Below are 17,255 nucleotides of genomic sequence, written 5' to 3'. Positions count from 1 at the left end.
CTCGGTGCCGCTCCTGGGACCAGCCGACGAGTTGCCGCACCCGCCGCGCCGGGTGCTCGTGGCCGGCACGTCCGGCTCCGGGAAATCGACCCTGGCCAGTCTCGTCGCACGCACCCTCGGCCTGTCCTATGTGGAGATGGACTCGCTGTTCCACGGTCCACAGTGGACACCGAGGCCGGAGTTCGAGGCCGACGTGCGCCGGTTCGTCAAGGGCGACGCGTGGGCCACCGAGTGGCAGTACAGCCTGGTGCGGCCGGTGCTGCTGGAGCACGCCGACACGCTGGTCTGGCTGGACCACCCGCGGCACGTGGTGATGCGGCGGGTCACGGTGCGGACGGCGGTGCGCCGGCTGCGCCGCGAGGAGCTGTGGAACGGCAACGTCGAACCGCCCCTGCGGACGGTGTTCACCGATCCCGAGCACCTGTTGCGGTGGGCGTGGAAGTCGCATGGCCGCACCGGCGAGCGGGTCGGGGCGGTGCTCCGGGGCGAGCACGCCGGCCGGCTCGCGGTGGTGCGGCTGCGCGGGCAGCGTGAGGTCGACCAATGGCGGTCAGGCCCGTTGCGACGGGCGGCGGAGCGGGGCGAGGAGTCGGTGCGATGAGCGAGCGGACGGCGTTGGTCCTGGGTGGCACCGGGATGCTGAAGGGGTGCGCGGAGGAGCTGCTGGCGCAGGGGTGGCAGGTCGTGCTGCCCAGCCGGCGGCCCGAGGGCGTGCTGGGCAGCGCGGCGAAGGCGGCCCTGCGCGGTCGCGCCCACGTGCCCCACGTGAGCGGCGCGGAGGGGTCGCGGGTCGCCGTGGCGGCGGACTGGGCCAGACCGGCCGAGCTGGCCGACCGCGTGCGCGAGGTGATGGACCAGCCCGCCGACCTGCTGGTCGCGTGGGTGCACGCGAGCTACCGGGACGCCGTGCTGCGGGCCGTCGCGCCCCTGCTCGCGCCGCACGCGCCGGTGGTCGAGGTGCACGACAGCGGCGCCATCCAGGCGGTCAGGGGTGTGCCCGACCCGGCTCTCGACGGCCACCCGACGCAGCAGGTCGTGCTGGGCTTCGTCCGGCACGGCGGCAGCACCCGCTGGCTCAGCCACGAGGAGGCGTCGGTCGGCGTGCTCGAAGCCGTCCACCGCGCCCTGGACGGCAAGGCGCCGTCCGTGCACCAGGTCGGCGAGATCGACACCTGGGCCGCGCGGCACTAGCCCACCGACACGCCTCATCAGTGCGGGTTCACGCTGCGGGTCCGGTGCGATACTCAGCGTGCCGGCACGCACACGGGGAGGCGCGCATGAAGCCCGGGACCTCCTCGACCACCGCGCCGGCGAAGGCCGACCGCGCCAGACCGTCCCCAGCCGACGCGGTCGTCACCGCGATCGAGGTGGTGGTGGCCGAGTGGTCCGACGACGACCCGCCGATCACGGTCGCCGTCACGGGGTGGGACACGGGAGGCCGGCCGGACATCGCCGACCTGCTCCGGGAGCGGCTGCCCGCGCGGTCCCACGTCGTCTGCTCGCTCGACGCGGCCGACTGGGAGGGGGACGCGCAACCGGCGGACGCGCTGCTGGCCCGCGGCGTCGCGCGCGCGGTCGGACAGCGCCGGAACTGGGTGCGCAGGGTGTTCCAGCCGATCTCCGGCGCGATGAGCTCGCCGCAGACGCGACGGCGGCGCAAGGTCCTCGCCGGTGTGGTGTCGGCGGTCATCGCGGGCGGCGTGGTCGCGTGGCCCGGCGGGCGCGCCGTCGTGCTCAGCCTCGCGGGGAAGGGCGGTCCGATCGGCGAGCTCGCGTCCCAGGCGGTCCGCTCGCCGGTGGTCGCCACCATCCTGCTCGCCGTCGTGTTCTGGGTGCTGGTGAGCCGCGCGTGGACCGCCACGACCGCGCTCGCCCGGTTCACCGCGAGCGTTCGGGACGAAGCCACCAAGGGCACGTTCGAGGAGGTCCGCGACCACCTGGCCAAGCTCGTCCGCCAAGGGCTGCGCGCCCGCCGGCACGGGCGCCGGCTGGTGGTCGTCGTGCGCAACATCGACAGCTGCGGCGGCGACTTCGTGCTCGACCTGTGCGAGAAGGCCAAGAAGATCGTGCGCGCTCCCGGCGTCGTGCTGGTGTTCCTCGGCGACCTGAGGACGATGGAGGAGGCTGCGGTCCGCAAGACCGGGCTCCCGGTGGAGTCCGCGCAGGCCCGCCGCCTGGGCCGCCGGCACGTGCGGAAGCTGATCCCCAACGTCGTGGCCCTCCCGCACGCGACGAGCGACGAGGTGTGGGAGCGGTGAGCCGGGCATGACGGCGGACATCCTGTTGGCGGTCTCCGACGACACCGTCGCGGACCAGATCCGGATGTTCATCGCGCCCCTGGCCGCGATCATCATCGGCGTCATGGGGATCAGGTACCTGTTCGGCGATCAGAAGAGCCTCGCCGGGTTCATCGGATTCCTCTTCCTCGGCATGGTCGTCTACTCGCTCATCCAGTGGGGCGAGACCATCCTGACGTCGCTGGGCGGGCTGTTCCGGGGTTGGGTCGAGGGCGACAACGCCCTGGCCGTCGCGGCGGCGGTCCTGATCGGGGTCGCGGCGCTGGCGTTCGCGGTCGTGTTCCTCCCGAACCGGGACTCAGGGCGGGCGGCCGGGAGCGGGGCGTTCGCGACGGTGGCCGACGAGCCGCCCGCCGAGGACCGGCGCCCCACCCGTGAAGACCGCACCCGGGCCGCGTGGGCGGCGTTGCGGGACTGCGCGCCGAAGCACGCGGACCCGGTCGACGTGGGCCGCTGGCGCAACCAGGTCCGACTCGCCGCCGTGGTGGCGGTGGAACGCGGCGTCTTCGACGAGGGGTCGCCCGTGACGCCGGCCCACCTCGCCAAGTGGGTGGTGCTCCGCGACCTGTGGCCGGACGTCGTCGACCGGCTGTGGACCGACGGCGACCTGCTGCGGTTGCTGGAGGAGTCGCCGCACGTCGGGGACGAGGACGACGAGGCGCTCGTGCGGTTCCTGGCCATCGGACCGCGGCTGCACCCGGTGGCGCGGAACCTGCTGCACATGGTCGCGTCGGCCGACGCCGGCTAGCCCGGCCGCAGGCCCCGCACCAGCGACAACACCGATTCGCGCACGTCGACGAGGCTGCGCTCGGGCTGGAACACCTGCCAGTCCAGCGCGGTCACCAGCAGCGTGCCGAACAACGCCGCCGACGCCGTCCCGACCGGCACGCCGTCGGGCAGCCGGCCCGCGTCGGCCAGCCGCTGCACCTGGCCGCGCACGATGGACACGATGTCGTCGCGCAGCAGGCTCAGCGTGTCGTGCCACTGGCCGGGCGTGCGCCACAGCTCCGACACGAGCAGCTGCCCGAACGCCGGGTACTCGGCGAAGAACCCGAGCATCCCGTCCACCAGCGACGCCATCGCCGCGGACGTCTCGGCCTCCTCCTCGGCGACCTTGAGCCGCGCGGCCAGCAGGTCGACCCCGTGCCGCAGCAGCGCGTCCACCAGCGCGTCCTTGCTGGCGAAGTTGTAGTAGACGGTGCCCTTCGCCACGCCCGCCTCGGCGGCGATCTCGTCCACCGTGACACCGGCCGCGCCCCGTTCGCCGACCAGGCGCAGCGCGGCGTCGAACAGCTTCTGCTTGGTCACGGCGGTGCGGCCGGGGCGCGCGCCGGTCACAGGACCAGTTCTGGTTCGAGGCGGCTGGGAGTCCACACCCGCTGCTTGTACGCGGCGAGCGTCGCCAAGGCAAGGCCCGCCGCCAGGTAGCCGACGAGGATCAGGGCGTCCCGGCCCACGCCGCCCAGCGACCCGCCGTACATCAGGTGCCGCAGGCCGTCCACGGCGTAACCCATGGGCAGGCCGTAGTGCAGCGGGTACAGCGGCACGGGGATGGTCTGCCACGGGAACGTGCCGCCCGCGCTGACCAGCTGCAGGATCAGCAGCACGAGGCCGATGAACTTGCCGACCGCGCCGAACAGGGCGTTCAACGCGTGCAGCACGGCCACGAACGTCGCCGACACCAGCAGCAGGAACGCCAGGGCGCCCAGCGGGTGCGACGGCCGGATGTCCACCACCAGGGTGACCACCGCGTACATCACCACGACCTGCGCCGCGCCGAGCAGCGCGCCCGGCAGCCAGCCGCCCAACGCCACCCGCAGCGGCGACTGCCCGGCCGCCAACCCGCGCCTCGACAGCGGCTTGAGCAGCAGGAACAGCACGAACGCGCCGATCCAGGTGGCCAGCCCGAGGAAGAACGGCGCCAGGCCCGCGCCGTAGCTGCCCGCCGACGTCTGGCTCACCCCGCGCACGTTCACCGGGTCGCCGATGGTCCGCGCGGTCGACTCGCGGGTCGGGTCGTCGGGGTCGGGTATCTGCGAGACGCCGGACGCCAGGCCGTCGCGCAGCTGGTTCGCGCCGTCGACCAGCTGCGCCTCGCCGTCGCGCAACCGGCCCGCGCCGTCGCGCACCTGAGCCGCGCCGGACGACACCTGCGCCGCGCCGTCGTTCAGCTGGGTGATCGCGCCGGTCAGCGCGGGCGTGCTCGCGGCGAGCTGCGCCGCGCCGTCGGAGACCTGCTTGGCGCCGTCGGCGAGGGCGCGCAGCTGCCCGGCGGTGCCCTGCACCTTGCCGTTGGCGTCGTCCACGGGCCGGCGCGCCTCGCCCAACGCGCCGAGCACGCGTTGCACCTGCTCCTCGGTGAACCCGAGGGCGCGCAGCCTGGCGGCCACGTCGCCGTTGACCGCGTCCAGCCGGTTGACCAGGTCCTGCGCCTTGGCGGCGTAGTCCTCGGCGGTCCTGGCGACGGTCTCGTTGCCGTCGGCGACCTGCTTGGCCCCGGCCGCCAGCTGCTGCGACTTCGCCGGCAGGTCGGCCGTCGAGTCGCGCAGCCGGGTGAGGCCGGACGACACCCGGGTCGCGCCGTCCGCCAGCGGCACGGTTCCGTCCGCGAGCTGCTGCGCGCCGGTGTAGGCGTCCTGCTGGCCGGTGGCGAGCTTCGTCGCCCCGTCGGCGGCCTCGGCGGTCCTCTGCCGGATCGTGGAGAAGCCGAGCAGCAGCTTGTCCGCGGCCTCCGCGCCGACCTTCACCGACACCGACCGGCGCACCTCGGCCACGACCTGGTTGGCGATCGTGGAGCCGAGGTAGTTGTTCGCGTCGTTGGTGGTCAGCACGATCACGCCCTGGCGCGGCGTGAAGTCGCCGGACGACAGCAGGGCCCGCGAGAAGTCCGCGGGCAGGGTCAGCGCGAACGTGTAGGTCCCGTCGCGCACGCCCTGCTCCGCCTGCGCGGCGTCCACCCGGCGCCAGTCGAACTTGTCGCCGGACACCAGCTCCTCGGCCACCTCGTGGCCCGCGTCCAGGCGCGTGCCGTCGCTCGCGGTCGCGCCCTCGTCCTCCACGACGAGCGCGGCGGGGACCTGGTTAAGGTGCGCGTACGGGTCCTTGTTGGCGTAGAGGTACAGCGCCGCGTAGAGCAGCGGCACCAGCGTCAGCGCCAGCACCGCGAGCTTGGGCAGCGTGCCGGAGGTGATCCGGCGCAGCTCGTTGAACGCCATCCGCAGGGAGGTCACTCGGACTCCTCGTTCTCCACGACGTTGTCGGCGCCGATCCGCGCGACGGGCACGTCGAGCAGGGCGGCGCTGGTGGTGGTGCACAGGACGACGACGGACCGCTCGGGCGTCACGTGCCCGCGCGCCGACTCCAGCCACCCCCGCGGGTCGCCGTGGTAGCGGTCGGGGCTGTCCAGCACGAGGGTCGTCGCGCCGGGCCGACCCGCGGCCAGCTCCAGCATCAGCGCGCACCGGGTGGCGGCGGGCACCTGGTCGAACCGGTGGTCCAGGTGCTCGTCCGCGCCCCGCTCGACCAGCCAGTCGGCCACCGCCTTGCGCCCGCTGCGGGCGCCGTTCACGGCCAGCTCCTCGCCGACCACGCCGGCCAGCGCGAGCGACCCCTCGGGCTCGCTCACGTCCGGTGAGTCGACCAGCACGACGTGCCGGCGCAGTTCGGCGGCCGAGGGGGAGACCTCGCCGGTGCTCGGCCGCATCCGCCCGGACAGCACCAGGCCGAGCGCGGTGTGCCCGGCGCCGGGGTCACCCGCCACCAGCACCAGCTCGCCCGGCTTCACCAGCAGCGACGTCGGCTTCAGCAGCGGGCCGTGCGGCCCGGTGACGCCGACGCGCCGCGCGTGGATCCGCACCGTCCGACCTCCTATTTGAACTGACTGGTCAGTACAAATAGTGGTCCCGGCGAGGGCGCCGCGCAACTCGACGCGGTGTGACGTGGCACGCGGTGGCTAGCGCAGCGCGCCGGCGGGGCGGACCTCCCACATCGTCCACAGTGGACGATAGCCCTGCCGCGGCCAGAAGACCGAGGACAGCGGGTTCGGCGGGTTGTAGTACAGGTAGGTGCCGACCGTGCCCAGCCGGTGCAGCTCGCGGTGCGCGTGCGCCATCAGCTGGCGGCCGACGCCGGTGCCGCGCGCGCCCGGCAGCACGGAGACGCAGTTCACGTAGCCCCAGCGGCCGTGCGGCAGCCTGGTCGCCGTCCAGTTGCCCGGCTCCGACGTCACCACCGCGCACTCCGCCAGCGCCACCGCGATGCCGTCCCGCTCGGCCAGCCACGCCGGGCCGCCGGTGGCCAGCCGCTCGGCCAGCGTCCGCCGCTTCAGCGCCACCGCGTCCGGCCGGTGCACCGTCGAGCCCACCATGGACGAGTAGCGCAGCTCGGCCAGCGCCAGGGCCAGCACCGTCTCCAGGTCGGCGGGCGTCGCCCGGCGGATCGTCGCCGCGCCCGTCACCGGCGGGGGAGGGGCCTGCCGCACCGCGACCACGGTCAGCGGCACCAGGCCGTGGTCCAGCAGCGCCCTGGTCGACTCGGCGTCCCGGCTGGGCCAGGTCAGCACGCACGCCGAGTCGCGGTCGGCCGGCGCGAGCAGGTCGAGCCGCTTGCGCCAGGCGCGCAGCAGCACGTCCATGCCCGCCGCGCCCGCGTTGCCCAGCAGGGGCGTCAGCTCCCACACCTCGGTGGCCGACCAGAGCCTGGCCGGCGACCGCCGGTCGTGCACCTGGCGTTGCAGCACGCCCGCGACCCTCGTCCCGTCCGGCAGCGCCGCGGTGATGACGTCGCCGTCCGGCGGCGCGACCGCCGGCGGTAGCAGCGGGTCGACGCTCGCGAAGCGCGCGCTCTGCGCCTCCATCAGCCCTTGACCGACGGTCATACCAGGCAGGTTACGGCTTTCGGGTGCGGAAGATCGCGGTGCCCGGGAACAGCCGGCCGCGCAGCGGGCTCCACTGCCCCCAGGTCCGGGTGTGCCCGGCGGGCCACTCCGGCTCCACCACGTCCACCAGCTCCAGGCCCGCGCCGACGAGCGCCCGCACGTAGTCCCCGGTGGTCCGGTGGTGCTCGACGTACGTCGCCCGACCGGTGTCGTCGACCTCCACGTACGGCGTGCGGTCGAAGTACGACTGGGTGACGGTCAGCCCACCCGGTCCCGGGTCGTCCGGGAAAATCCACCGGATCGGGTGAGTTACCGAGAAGACCCACGGCGCGCCCGGCCGCAGCACCCGCGCGACCTCGCCGAACACCTCGCCCACGTCGGCCACGAACGGCACCGCGCCGAACGCCGAGCAGGCCGCGTCGAAGCTGCCCGACGCAAACGGCAGCTGGTCGGCGCTGGCCTGCACCAACGGCACGCGCACACCCGTCGCCGCGTTGGCCGCCACCGCGTGCCGCAGCATCCCGGCGGAGATGTCGAACGCCACCGCGTGCGCGCCCCGCGACGTCAGCCACCTGGCGCACGGCGCGGAGCCGCAGCCGACCTCCAGCACGCGGCGTCCGCGCAGGTCACCGAGGTAGCCGGCGTCCTCCTCGCGGACGCCCTCGGGGCACCAGACGAAGTCCGCCGCGCCCAGGAAGTCGCCGTGCTCGGCGTGGTAGTCGTCGGCGTCGGCGTCCCACCACATGCGGTTGGCCGCGCGCGACTCGGCGGCGTCCACGCCCCGCTTGGCGATGCCGGTGGTGCCGAGCGCGTGTTCCGCGCTCGCGTGCTGGTGGGACACACTGCTCCATTCAAGGGGTCCGGTTTGCCCGGCGGGCTCGCGGCCGCGTACGATATCGCCCGCGTAGTGGGTTCGCGCTGTCCTCGATCGGTGATCACTCGGTGAGTCGGTCTTCGCGGTGGGGCGTGCCCTCCGCGTAGCGTTGAACCCGCAGGCCACCAACCCCAATCCGTACCGGAGCCACCTACCTAATGTCCACCGACACCACCACTGTCCCGGTTGCCGCTGCGCCGAAGCAGGTCGCCATCAACGATATCGGGACGGAGGAGGACTTCCTCGCTGCTATCGACAAGACGATCAAGTACTTCAACGACGGCGATATCGTCGAGGGCACCATCGTCAAGGTCGACCGGGACGAGGTCCTGCTCGACATCGGCTACAAGACCGAGGGCGTCATCCCCTCGCGCGAGTTGTCGATCAAGCACGACGTCGACCCCAACGAGGTCGTCAAGGTTGGTGACGAGGTCGAGGCTCTTGTCCTTCAGAAGGAGGACAAGGAAGGTCGGCTGATCCTCTCCAAGAAGCGCGCCCAGTACGAGCGCGCCTGGGGCACCATCGAGGCCCTCAAGGAGAAGGACGAGCCCGTCAAGGGCACGGTCATCGAGGTCGTCAAGGGCGGCCTCATCCTGGACATCGGCCTGCGCGGCTTCCTCCCCGCCTCCCTCGTCGAGATGCGTCGCGTCCGCGACCTGCAGCCGTACGTCGGCCGCGAGCTCGAAGCCAAGATCATCGAGCTGGACAAGAACCGCAACAACGTGGTCCTGTCCCGCCGCGCGTGGCTGGAGCAGACGCAGTCCGAGGTCCGCAGCGAGTTCCTCAACCAGCTACAGAAGGGCCAGGTCCGCAAGGGCGTCGTGTCCTCCATCGTCAACTTCGGCGCCTTCGTGGACCTGGGTGGCGTGGACGGCCTGGTGCACGTCTCGGAGCTGTCCTGGAAGCACATCGACCACCCGTCCGAGGTCGTCGAGGTCGGCCAGGAGGTCACGGTCGAGGTCCTGGACGTCGACATGGAGCGCGAGCGCGTGTCGCTGTCGCTCAAGGCGACGCAGGAAGACCCGTGGCGCCAGTTCGCCCGCACCCACGCGATCGGCCAGATCGTGCCGGGCAAGGTCACCAAGCTCGTCCCGTTCGGCGCGTTCGTCCGGGTGGACGAGGGCATCGAGGGCCTGGTCCACATCTCCGAGCTGGCCGAGCGCCACGTCGAGATCCCGGAGCAGGTCGTGCAGGTCGGCGACGACGTCATGGTCAAGGTCATCGACATCGACCTGGACCGCCGCCGCATCTCGCTGTCGCTCAAGCAGGCCAACGAGGGCTTCACGGTCGACTCCGAGTTCGACCCGACCCAGTACGGCATGGCCGCCGAGTACGACGACCAGGGGAACTACATCTACCCCGAGGGCTTCGACCCGGAGACCCAGGAGTGGCAGGAAGGCTTCGACAAGCAGCGCGAGGAGTGGGAGCGGCAGTACGCCGAGGCCCACACGCGCTACGAGGCCCACATGAAGCAGGTGGCCAAGGCCGCCGCGGCCGAGGAAGAGGCCGCCGGGGAGACGAACTACTCCTCCGGTGGCGAGGCCCCGGCCGCCGCGACCTCGTCCAGCACGGGCGCCCCGGCCCAGGCCGGCGGCACCCTGGCCAGCGACGAGCAGCTGGCCGCGCTCCGCGAGAAGCTGTCGGGCGGCGCCTGAGCAGCACCGGCGGGCGGACCTCCGCCTGCTGACTGAACGACGACGATCGCCCCTCGCCCACCTCGGGCGGGGGGCGATCGTCGTTCACTCTTTCGGGGGTTCATCGGCGTTGCCGTGCGCTAAGTTGAGAATGCTATGAGCATGCGGACGGCGGTGTTGGCGGCGATGGTGGTGCTCGCGAGCGCGGGCTGCGCCGCCGTGCAGACGCAACCGGTCGCGCAGCCGCAGATCCCGACGATCGTGCCGCCCACGTCGTTCAGCCGGATCCCGCAGATGACGGACCGGCCGCTGCCCGACGACTGCGAGCTGGTCATCCCGGTCGAGCTGTTCCACCAGAAGCTCGGCCGCGAGCTGCCCGGCGAGCTGAAGACCATCATCGGCATCCCGGAGCCGTCGCTGGGCCGCACCGGGAAGATCGACTGCTACTACGGCGTGCCCGAGCGGCAGCCGATCGCCGCCGCGCCCGTCATCATCGGCCTGGCCACGTACAACGACGAGCCGACGGCCAGTGCGCGGGTCGCGGACAGCGTGGCCGCCGAACGCGAGGACGGCGCGACCGTCCGCGAGGTCGACGTCGGCAAGCGGAAGGGCCAGCTGATCAGCGCCAAGGACGAGCGCCTGCTCGTCGGCTGGCTCGGCAAGACCACGTTCGTGGCGCGGGCGAAGGTCGGCGTGCTGCCCGAGGACGCGATCGGCGGCTTCCTCGCCGCCGTGGCCCAGCAGTCCATGACCCCCATCGAGGGCACCTGAAGATCCGCCGCGTGGCAGGCTGGTCACCATGTTGCGCGTAGGGCTCTCCGGGGGCATCGGGTCGGGCAAGTCGACGGTGGCGGGCAGGCTCGCCGAGCACGGCGCGGTGGTGATCGACGCCGACCGGCTGGCCCGCGAGGTGCTCGAACCCGGCACCGACGGGCTGCGCGAGGTGGTGGAGGCGTTCGGCGCGGAGGTGCTGGGCGCGGACGGCGCGCTGAACCGGCCCGCGCTCGCGGCGAAGGTGTTCGGCGACGAGCAGGCCCTGACCACGCTCAACGGCATCACGCACCCGAGGATCGCGGCCCGCACGGGCGAGCTGATCGCCGCCGCGCCCGCGGACGCGATCGTCGTGCACGACGTGCCGTTGCTGGTGGAGAAGGACATGGCGCCGCTGTACCACCTGGTGGTGATCGTGCACGCGGACCTCGACCAGCGCCTCGTCCGGCTCCGCGAGCGGGGCCTGCCGGAGGACGACGCGCGCCGCCGCATCGCCGCGCAGGCCGACGACGAGCGCCGCCGGGCCGTGGCGGACGTGTGGCTGGACAACTCCGGCACGCCCGACCTGGTGCTGGCGCAGGTCGACGCGCTGTGGGCGGACCGGCTGGTGCGCTACGAGTCCAACATCAGGCTGCGCCGCTACGCCTCGGGCGCCCCGATGGTGGTGCCCTACGACGAGACCTGGCCCGTCCAGGCGGCCCGGGTCGCGGCACGCATCCGGCTCGCCGCCGGTGGCCGCGCGGTCGAGCACATCGGCTCCACGGCCGTGCCCGGCCTCGCGGCGAAGGACGTGCTGGACTTCCAGCTGGGCGTGACGTCGCTGGAGGAAGCCGCCGAGCTGGAGGAGGCGTTGGCGCAGGCGGGTTTCCCGTTCCTGGGCGACGCCGAGGACAGCGTGCGGTACGAGGGCGACGCGCCGGAGGGCTGGCGCAAGAGGCTGCACGCGGGCGCGGATCCGGGACGGCGGGTCAACCTGCACGTCCGGGTCGAGGGCGGTCCGGCCTGGAACTGGGCGATCCGGTTCCGCGACTGGCTGCGGGCCGACACGGCGGCGCGGGACGAGTACGCGGCGGTGAAGCTGGAGCTGGCGGAGAAGCACAGGGGTGACGCGGACGCTTTCTCCTACGCCGAGTCGAAGGAGCCGTGGATGGCCGCCGCGACCGCGCGCGTGGACGCCTTCTACAGGGAGGGCCAGGCGTCGTAGATGCCCCGGTGGGTCAGCCACGAGCCGAGGTCGTGCCGGTGGAGGCTGACTTCCTCGAGGGTGCGGTGCACGATGCGCAGCGCCTGGTCGGCGTCGCCGGGTCCGAGGACGCGCCCGGCCACGGCGGCGGCGAACTCCTCGCAGCGCACGATCCGCGCGGTCGTGCCGCCGGGCACGGCCAGGCCGAGCAGCAGGTCGGTGGTGCGCCACGCGCGGCCGTCGCGCTGCACGCGGACCGCGCTGAGCACGCTCGGGCCGCTGCGCGCGTGTCTGGACCGGGGTCGGTGGTGCGTCAGCCGCAATCCGATCGAGGGCATCAACCAGGTGACCTCCGAATCGGAGAACGGGTCCTCCGGCGTCGGGCACTCCAGCCGCAGTCCCCACGGCTCGACCCGACACGTGGACAGGTGCCGCGACATGCCGCTGGAGTAGCTGCGAACTGCGCTGACGGTGTCGACCACGTCGACGAGCTGAGGTGTGATGACCGCTCCCACGCGACCCGAGGGTAGCCGGAAGTGTGCTCCGGGTAACTATCCGGTTCGATTCGTTACATCACGGTCTGTGTGGTATGCGGTCTCTATCAGGTGACGGACTCGGATGGCGGTTGACCTGCAAGTGTGACGGTCTGTATTACCGCCGACGCCAGGTGGTGATCGTTCCCTGGGACGCGAGCCACCGCACGGCGTCGTGACCGTGCGCGGCGATGCCGGCCACCGCGCGGTAGGTCGTCTCCAGCGCCCACTGCGCCCGGTCGGCCTGGATGAGCCCGCGGTCCAGCGCCGTCAGCAGCTCGTCGGTGTCCAGCACGGTCACGCTGCGGCCCGTGCGCACGACCAGGTCCAGGTACAGGTCGACGGTCTTCCACACCGAGCCGCTGGAGCTGATCTCGACCACGTCGACGTACAGGTCGTAGTCGCGCTCGTGGCCCGGGTGCCACGACTGCCGGGTGACGCGCAGGCCGTGCGCGGGCAGCAGCCACGACTCGAAGTGGGACAGGTGGGGGTGGCCGGGCACCGGGCGGGACATGTAGAGGCCGTGACCGGTCAGCCGGTACTCCTCGACCCCGCGCAGGTGGCCCTTGGGATCGGTGTTGCTCTTCGCGTCGAGGTCGAAGTACTCGATCTTCGGCGGGTGGATGTGCATGCGGGTCCCGGCGGCACTCGACGTCACAGCGCCGACCTTAGGCATCGACACCGGCGGAACGCTCCTTTCTGTCACCCGAAAGTATGATGATCGCTTACTCTTCCCGCCATGTTCGGCATCATCCGCCCCTGCCGCAACCGCCTGGGCCCCGAGCTGCGCGAGTCGTGGCTGGCGCACCTGTGCGGGCTGTGCCTGGCGCTGCGCGACGACCACGGCCACCTGGCCCGCGTGGTCACCAACTACGACGGCCTGGTCATCTCCGCCCTGGTGGAGGCGCAGGCGGGACGGTCGCGGCGCTCCGCCGGGCCGTGCGCCCTGAGGGGTATGCAGTCGGCGGACGTCGCCGTGGGCACGGGCGCGCGCTTGGCCGCGTCGGTGTCCCTGGTGCTGGCCTCGGCGAAGGTCGGCGACCACGTCGCCGACGGCGACGGCGTGTTCGCGCGGGCCCCGATGCGCGGCGTCGGCAGGCAGGTGGCGCGGCGGTGGGCGGCGCAGGCCTCGCAGACGGGCCTCGACCTGGGGTTCGACACGGCGGTGCTGGTGGACGCCGTGCGGCGGCAGTCGTCGGTGGAGGCCGCGGCGGGACTCGGGTCGTCCGTGCTGACCGTGACGGAGCCGACCGAGACGGCGGCGGGCGAGGCCGTGGCGCAGACCGCGGTGCTGGCCGGGCGGCCGGGCAACGCGGCCCCGTTGCGCGAGGTCGGGCGGCTGTTCGGGCGGCTGGCGCACCTGCTGGACGCGGTGGAGGACCTGGCGGAGGACCGGGCGTCCGGCGCGTGGAACCCGCTGGTCGCCACGGGCACGACGCTGGACGAGGCGCGGCGGTTGTGCGAGGACGCGGCGCTGGGCATCAAGCTCGCGATGGCGGAGGTGGAGTTCGCCGACGACCGGCTGGTGCACGTGCTGCTGGCGCACGAGGTGCGGGAGTCGATCCGGCGGGCGTTCGGCGACCCCCACTCGCACGGTCCGCACACCCCGCCACCGCCGCCCGGCTGGCAGCCCGCGCCGGGGATGTACCCGCCGCCGGCCCAACCCGGTCCCCACGGGCAGCCGGGCCCGCCCGGGCAGCCCGGCCCGCACGCCGGTCACGTGCCGCCTCCCGGTCACGTGCCGCCGCCCTCGGCTCCCGGCCACGGCGGTCCGCCCGAGCCGCCGAAGGGTGGCAAGAAGGGCAGGCGCGGCAACGGGCCGCCACCTCCCGGCAGCGGCCTGTGGTGCTGGCCCAAGCTGAAGCAGCCGCCGGTCACCCGCGGCGCGCTCCTGGGCTGCCTGGCCGTGCTCTACCAGTGCGGCACCTGCCAGTACTGCTGCCGCGACCCGTACCCGGGGCCGTTCAGCGGCAAGCCGCGTGAAGCGTGGTGCAACGGCGGCGACTGCGGCCCGAACTGCGACTGCAACTGCGACTGCTGCGGTTGCGACTGCAACTGCTGATCACGGCCCCGCTGACCTGGGCCGGATCGGAAATTGTCGTACCCGCGGCGTACCGTCGTACCCGTGGCTTTCCCAACCGAGATCCCGGTCAAGGCGCACTCGTCGCATCGTCCCGTCGGTGACATCCCCCGCACCGACGGGAAGTTCCGCGTGGTCAGCGACTACCAGCCCGCGGGCGACCAGCCCGCGGCGATCGCGGACCTCGAGAAGCGCATCCGCGCGGGGGAGAAGGACGTCGTGCTGCTCGGCGCGACCGGCACGGGCAAGTCGGCCACCACGGCGTGGCTGGTGGAGAAGGTGCAGCGGCCCACGCTGGTGATGGCGCCGAACAAGACGCTGGCCGCGCAGCTGGCGAACGAGCTGAAGGGGTACTTCCCGGACAACGCGGTGGAGTACTTCGTCAGCTACTACGACTACTACCAGCCCGAGGCGTACATCCCGCAGACCGACACCTACATCGAGAAGGACTCCTCGGTCAACGAGGACGTCGAACGGCTGCGCCACTCGGCCACGATGAGCCTGCTCACCAGGCGTGACGTGATCGTGGTCGCGTCCGTGTCGTGCATCTACGGCCTCGGCACGCCCCAGTCCTACCTCGACCGGTCGATCAAGCTGGAGGTCGGCGGCGAGGTCGAGCGCGACCTGCTGCTGCGGGCGTTGGTCGACATCCAGTACACGCGCAACGACATCGCGTTCAACCGCGGCACGTTCCGCGTGCGCGGCGACACGGTGGAGATCATCCCGGCGTACGAGGAGCTGGCGCTGCGGGTCGAGTTCTTCGGCGACGAGATCGACAAGCTCTACTACCTGCACCCGCTGACCGGTGACGTGGTCAAGGAGGTCGACGAGCTGCGCATCTTCCCGGCCACCCACTACGTGGCGGGCCCGGAGCGCATGGAGAAGGCGATCCGCAACATCGAGCTCGAGCTGGCCGAGCGGCTGGCCGCGCTGGAGCGGCAGGGCAAGCTGCTGGAGGCGCAGCGGCTGCGCATGCGCACCGCGTACGACATCGAGATGATGCGCCAGGTCGGCTTCTGCAACGGCATCGAGAACTACTCGCGCCACATCGACGACCGCGGTCCGGGCACCGCGCCCGCGACCCTCATCGACTACTTCCCCGACGACTTCCTGCTGGTCATCGACGAGTCGCACGTGACCGTGCCGCAGATCGGCGGCATGTACGAGGGCGACGCGTCGCGCAAGCGCAACCTGGTGGAGCACGGCTTCCGCCTGCCGAGCGCGATGGACAACCGCCCGTTGACGTGGGAGGAGTTCGCCGACCGGATCGGCCAGACGGTGTACCTGTCGGCCACGCCCGGCCCGTACGAGATGGGCCAGACCGGCGGCGAGTTCGTCGAGCAGGTCATCCGCCCGACCGGCCTGGTCGACCCGGAGGTCGTGGTCAAGCCGACCGAGGGCCAGATCGACGACCTGGTGCACGAGATCCGGGTGCGCGCCGAGCGGGACGAGCGGGTCCTGGTCACCACGCTGACCAAGAAGATGGCCGAGGACCTGACGGACTACCTGCTCGAACTCGGCATCCGGGTCCGGTACCTGCACTCCGAGGTCGACACGCTGCGCCGGGTCGAGCTGCTGCGGCAGCTGCGGCTGGGCGACTACGACGTGCTGATCGGCATCAACCTGCTCCGCGAGGGCCTCGACCTGCCCGAGGTCTCGCTGGTCGCGATCCTCGACGCGGACAAGGAGGGCTTCCTCCGCTCGGGCACCAGCCTGATCCAGACCATCGGTCGCGCGGCCCGCAACGTGTCCGGCCAGGTCCACATGTACGCGGACCGGATCACCGACTCGATGCGGCACGCGATCGACGAGACCAACCGCAGGCGCGCCAAGCAGGTCGCGTACAACGAGGAGCGGGGCCTCGACCCCCAGCCGTTGCGGAAGAAGATCACCGACATCCTGGAGCAGGTCTACGCCGAGGCGGAGGACGCCATCGCCCCCGGCGGCTCCGGCCGCAACACCTCGCGGGGCAAGAAGCCGACCGGCGACCCGGGCGCCAACGGCCGGGGCGGCTCCGGCGTGCTGACCGACCGCGACACCGGCACGATGGCCCGCTCCGAGCTGGCGGACCTCGTGCAACAACTGACGGATCAAATGATGAGCGCCGCGCGTGAACTGCAGTTCGAACTGGCCGCCCGCCTGCGCGACGAGATCCAGGACCTGAAGAAGGAGCTGCGGGGCATGGACGCCGCCGGCGTGAAGTAACCCCAACCACCGCCGGCGGCGCTCTCCGCACCGCCGGCGGACGGTTGGGGCTACCCAGCGCCCCGGCTACCCAGCGCTCCGGCTACGCGGTGACACCAGTGACCGCGTCGCCGATACCACCAATCGCGTCGCCAACTCGCGCAACCCCGGCGCTCCGCTCGACAGCGCCGCACCAACCCCCAGCCGCACCAGCGTCCACCCCCTACCGCCACCGCCCCCACAGCAACCGCATCACCGCCGCCCGGCATCCGCTCCGCACTGCCGCCGAGCGGACGCCGGGCGGTCGTCGAGCGGTCCATTCGGACCGTCCGTCGGCCAGCGGCGGCGTCAGGTGCGCCGGGATGGGCGCGGGAGGATTCGGTCAGGTCTTTGGCATCAGCCCTGCAGGGCGGCGCGGACCTTGGCGACCACGGCGCTCTCGCCCTCTCCGACACGTCCGTCCGCCGAAGCGACCTCCTCGCACACGGCCAGCACCGCCGCCGGGAACGCCGCCGCCTCGTCGGGCGTCCGCGCGGCCAGGATGTCGACCGAACGCCGCAACGCGTCGAGCACGCCCGCCTCCACGTCCGCCGTCGAACCCGCGGGCAGTTCGGGCCGGGCGGCGCCCAGCACCTGCCGCAGCCGGGGCGAGAACGTCGCCATCGCCCGGATGCCCGCGTGGCTCTCCTCGTCCAGCGCACCCGGCTCGGCCGTGGACACCAGCACCATCGCGCCGAAGACCGCCGTGCGCAGGGTCCGGCCTTCCTCGTCCGTGTAGTCGGTGTAGTCCGTGTAGGCAGTCACGTGATCACCCTAATTGCCG

Annotated in this window: 17 protein-coding genes; 9 read left to right on the top strand and 8 right to left on the bottom strand. The window is 72.6% G+C overall.

Annotation, left to right across the window (positions count from 1 at the left end):
• Positions 1 to 4: 4 nt before the first annotated feature.
• The 4 genes from ACZ7GX_RS27770 (at position 5) to ACZ7GX_RS27755 (ending at position 3,045) form a co-directional block, all read left to right on the top strand.
• On the top strand, positions 5 to 601 hold the full coding sequence (locus ACZ7GX_RS27770) for a P-loop NTPase family protein (RefSeq protein ID WP_498780811.1): 597 nt from the start codon (positions 5 to 7) through the stop codon (positions 599 to 601).
• Positions 598 to 1,191 carry a Rossmann-fold NAD(P)-binding domain-containing protein gene (locus tag ACZ7GX_RS27765; protein WP_498780810.1) on the top strand — a complete coding sequence of 198 codons (594 nt, stop codon included), beginning with the start codon at positions 598 to 600 and terminating at the stop codon, positions 1,189 to 1,191. The genes ACZ7GX_RS27770 and ACZ7GX_RS27765 overlap by 4 nt, the downstream gene beginning before the upstream one ends.
• 86 nt (positions 1,192 to 1,277) lie before the next feature.
• Positions 1,278 to 2,258, top strand: coding sequence for a serine/threonine-protein kinase (locus tag ACZ7GX_RS27760; protein ID WP_498780808.1), 981 nt, complete (start codon positions 1,278 to 1,280; stop codon positions 2,256 to 2,258).
• Between the two features lie 7 nt (positions 2,259 to 2,265).
• A complete protein-coding gene (locus ACZ7GX_RS27755; RefSeq protein WP_498780807.1) occupies positions 2,266 to 3,045 on the top strand; it encodes a hypothetical protein in 780 nt (259 codons plus the stop codon).
• On the opposite strand, the gene ACZ7GX_RS27750 is transcribed toward ACZ7GX_RS27755, so the two are convergent.
• The 5 genes from ACZ7GX_RS27750 to ACZ7GX_RS27730 form a co-directional block, all read right to left on the bottom strand.
• Complete coding sequence (locus tag ACZ7GX_RS27750; RefSeq protein ID WP_498780806.1) at positions 3,042 to 3,635, bottom strand: TetR/AcrR family transcriptional regulator; 594 nt, start codon at positions 3,633 to 3,635, stop codon at positions 3,042 to 3,044. The two genes, ACZ7GX_RS27755 and ACZ7GX_RS27750, sit on opposite strands and share 4 nt — an antisense overlap.
• A complete protein-coding gene (locus ACZ7GX_RS27745; RefSeq protein ID WP_498780804.1) occupies positions 3,632 to 5,527 on the bottom strand; it encodes a YhgE/Pip family protein in 1,896 nt (631 codons plus the stop codon). Before ACZ7GX_RS27745 ends, ACZ7GX_RS27750 begins: the two co-directional genes overlap by 4 nt.
• Complete coding sequence (locus ACZ7GX_RS27740; protein ID WP_498780802.1) at positions 5,524 to 6,153, bottom strand: P-loop NTPase family protein; 630 nt, start codon at positions 6,151 to 6,153, stop codon at positions 5,524 to 5,526. Before ACZ7GX_RS27740 ends, ACZ7GX_RS27745 begins: the two co-directional genes overlap by 4 nt.
• A gap of 96 nt (positions 6,154 to 6,249) precedes the next feature.
• On the bottom strand, positions 6,250 to 7,173 hold the full coding sequence (locus ACZ7GX_RS27735) for a GNAT family N-acetyltransferase (protein WP_498780800.1): 924 nt from the start codon (positions 7,171 to 7,173) through the stop codon (positions 6,250 to 6,252).
• Positions 7,174 to 7,183: 10 nt separating this feature from the next.
• Positions 7,184 to 8,014 carry a class I SAM-dependent methyltransferase gene (locus ACZ7GX_RS27730; protein WP_498780798.1) on the bottom strand — a complete coding sequence of 277 codons (831 nt, stop codon included), beginning with the start codon at positions 8,012 to 8,014 and terminating at the stop codon, positions 7,184 to 7,186.
• Between the two features lie 191 nt (positions 8,015 to 8,205).
• On the opposite strand from ACZ7GX_RS27730, the gene rpsA reads away from it, so the two are divergent.
• From rpsA to coaE, 3 genes are all read left to right on the top strand, one after another.
• The gene (rpsA, locus tag ACZ7GX_RS27725; protein ID WP_033442914.1) at positions 8,206 to 9,702 is read left to right on the top strand and encodes a 30S ribosomal protein S1; all 1,497 of its coding nucleotides are present in this window, start codon (positions 8,206 to 8,208) and stop codon (positions 9,700 to 9,702) included.
• Positions 9,703 to 9,837: 135 nt separating this feature from the next.
• On the top strand, positions 9,838 to 10,452 hold the full coding sequence (locus tag ACZ7GX_RS27720) for a hypothetical protein (protein WP_498780796.1): 615 nt from the start codon (positions 9,838 to 9,840) through the stop codon (positions 10,450 to 10,452).
• Between the two features lie 28 nt (positions 10,453 to 10,480).
• Positions 10,481 to 11,656 carry a dephospho-CoA kinase gene (gene coaE, locus ACZ7GX_RS27715; RefSeq protein WP_498780794.1) on the top strand — a complete coding sequence of 392 codons (1,176 nt, stop codon included), beginning with the start codon at positions 10,481 to 10,483 and terminating at the stop codon, positions 11,654 to 11,656.
• Here coaE and ACZ7GX_RS27710 read toward each other — a convergent pair.
• Together ACZ7GX_RS27710 and ACZ7GX_RS27705 are read right to left on the bottom strand one after the other, a co-directional pair.
• Positions 11,632 to 12,150, bottom strand: a complete 519-nt coding sequence (locus ACZ7GX_RS27710; RefSeq protein WP_498780793.1) for a ribonuclease FAU-1 family protein — start codon at positions 12,148 to 12,150, stop codon at positions 11,632 to 11,634. The two genes, coaE and ACZ7GX_RS27710, sit on opposite strands and share 25 nt — an antisense overlap.
• A gap of 136 nt (positions 12,151 to 12,286) precedes the next feature.
• Entirely contained in the window at positions 12,287 to 12,799 is a 513-nt protein-coding gene (locus ACZ7GX_RS27705; protein ID WP_498780910.1) for a ribonuclease FAU-1 family protein, read from the bottom strand.
• A gap of 108 nt (positions 12,800 to 12,907) precedes the next feature.
• On the opposite strand from ACZ7GX_RS27705, the gene ACZ7GX_RS27700 reads away from it, so the two are divergent.
• Entirely contained in the window at positions 12,908 to 14,230 is a 1,323-nt protein-coding gene (locus ACZ7GX_RS27700; RefSeq protein ID WP_498780791.1) for a DUF5685 family protein, read from the top strand.
• A gap of 63 nt (positions 14,231 to 14,293) precedes the next feature.
• Positions 14,294 to 16,453 (top strand): excinuclease ABC subunit UvrB, encoded by a 2,160-nt coding sequence (gene uvrB / locus ACZ7GX_RS27695; RefSeq protein ID WP_498780789.1) that lies wholly within the window; start codon positions 14,294 to 14,296, stop codon positions 16,451 to 16,453.
• 375 nt (positions 16,454 to 16,828) lie between these two features.
• On the opposite strand, the gene ACZ7GX_RS27690 is transcribed toward uvrB, so the two are convergent.
• Positions 16,829 to 17,236 (bottom strand): hypothetical protein, encoded by a 408-nt coding sequence (locus ACZ7GX_RS27690; RefSeq protein ID WP_498780787.1) that lies wholly within the window; start codon positions 17,234 to 17,236, stop codon positions 16,829 to 16,831.
• Positions 17,237 to 17,255 lie beyond the last annotated feature (19 nt).

This window comes from Actinosynnema sp. NPDC037264 (assembly GCF_055603705.1).
Note: the sequence above shows the minus strand (reverse complement) of the source record. Positions and strands in the feature narration are given on the sequence as shown.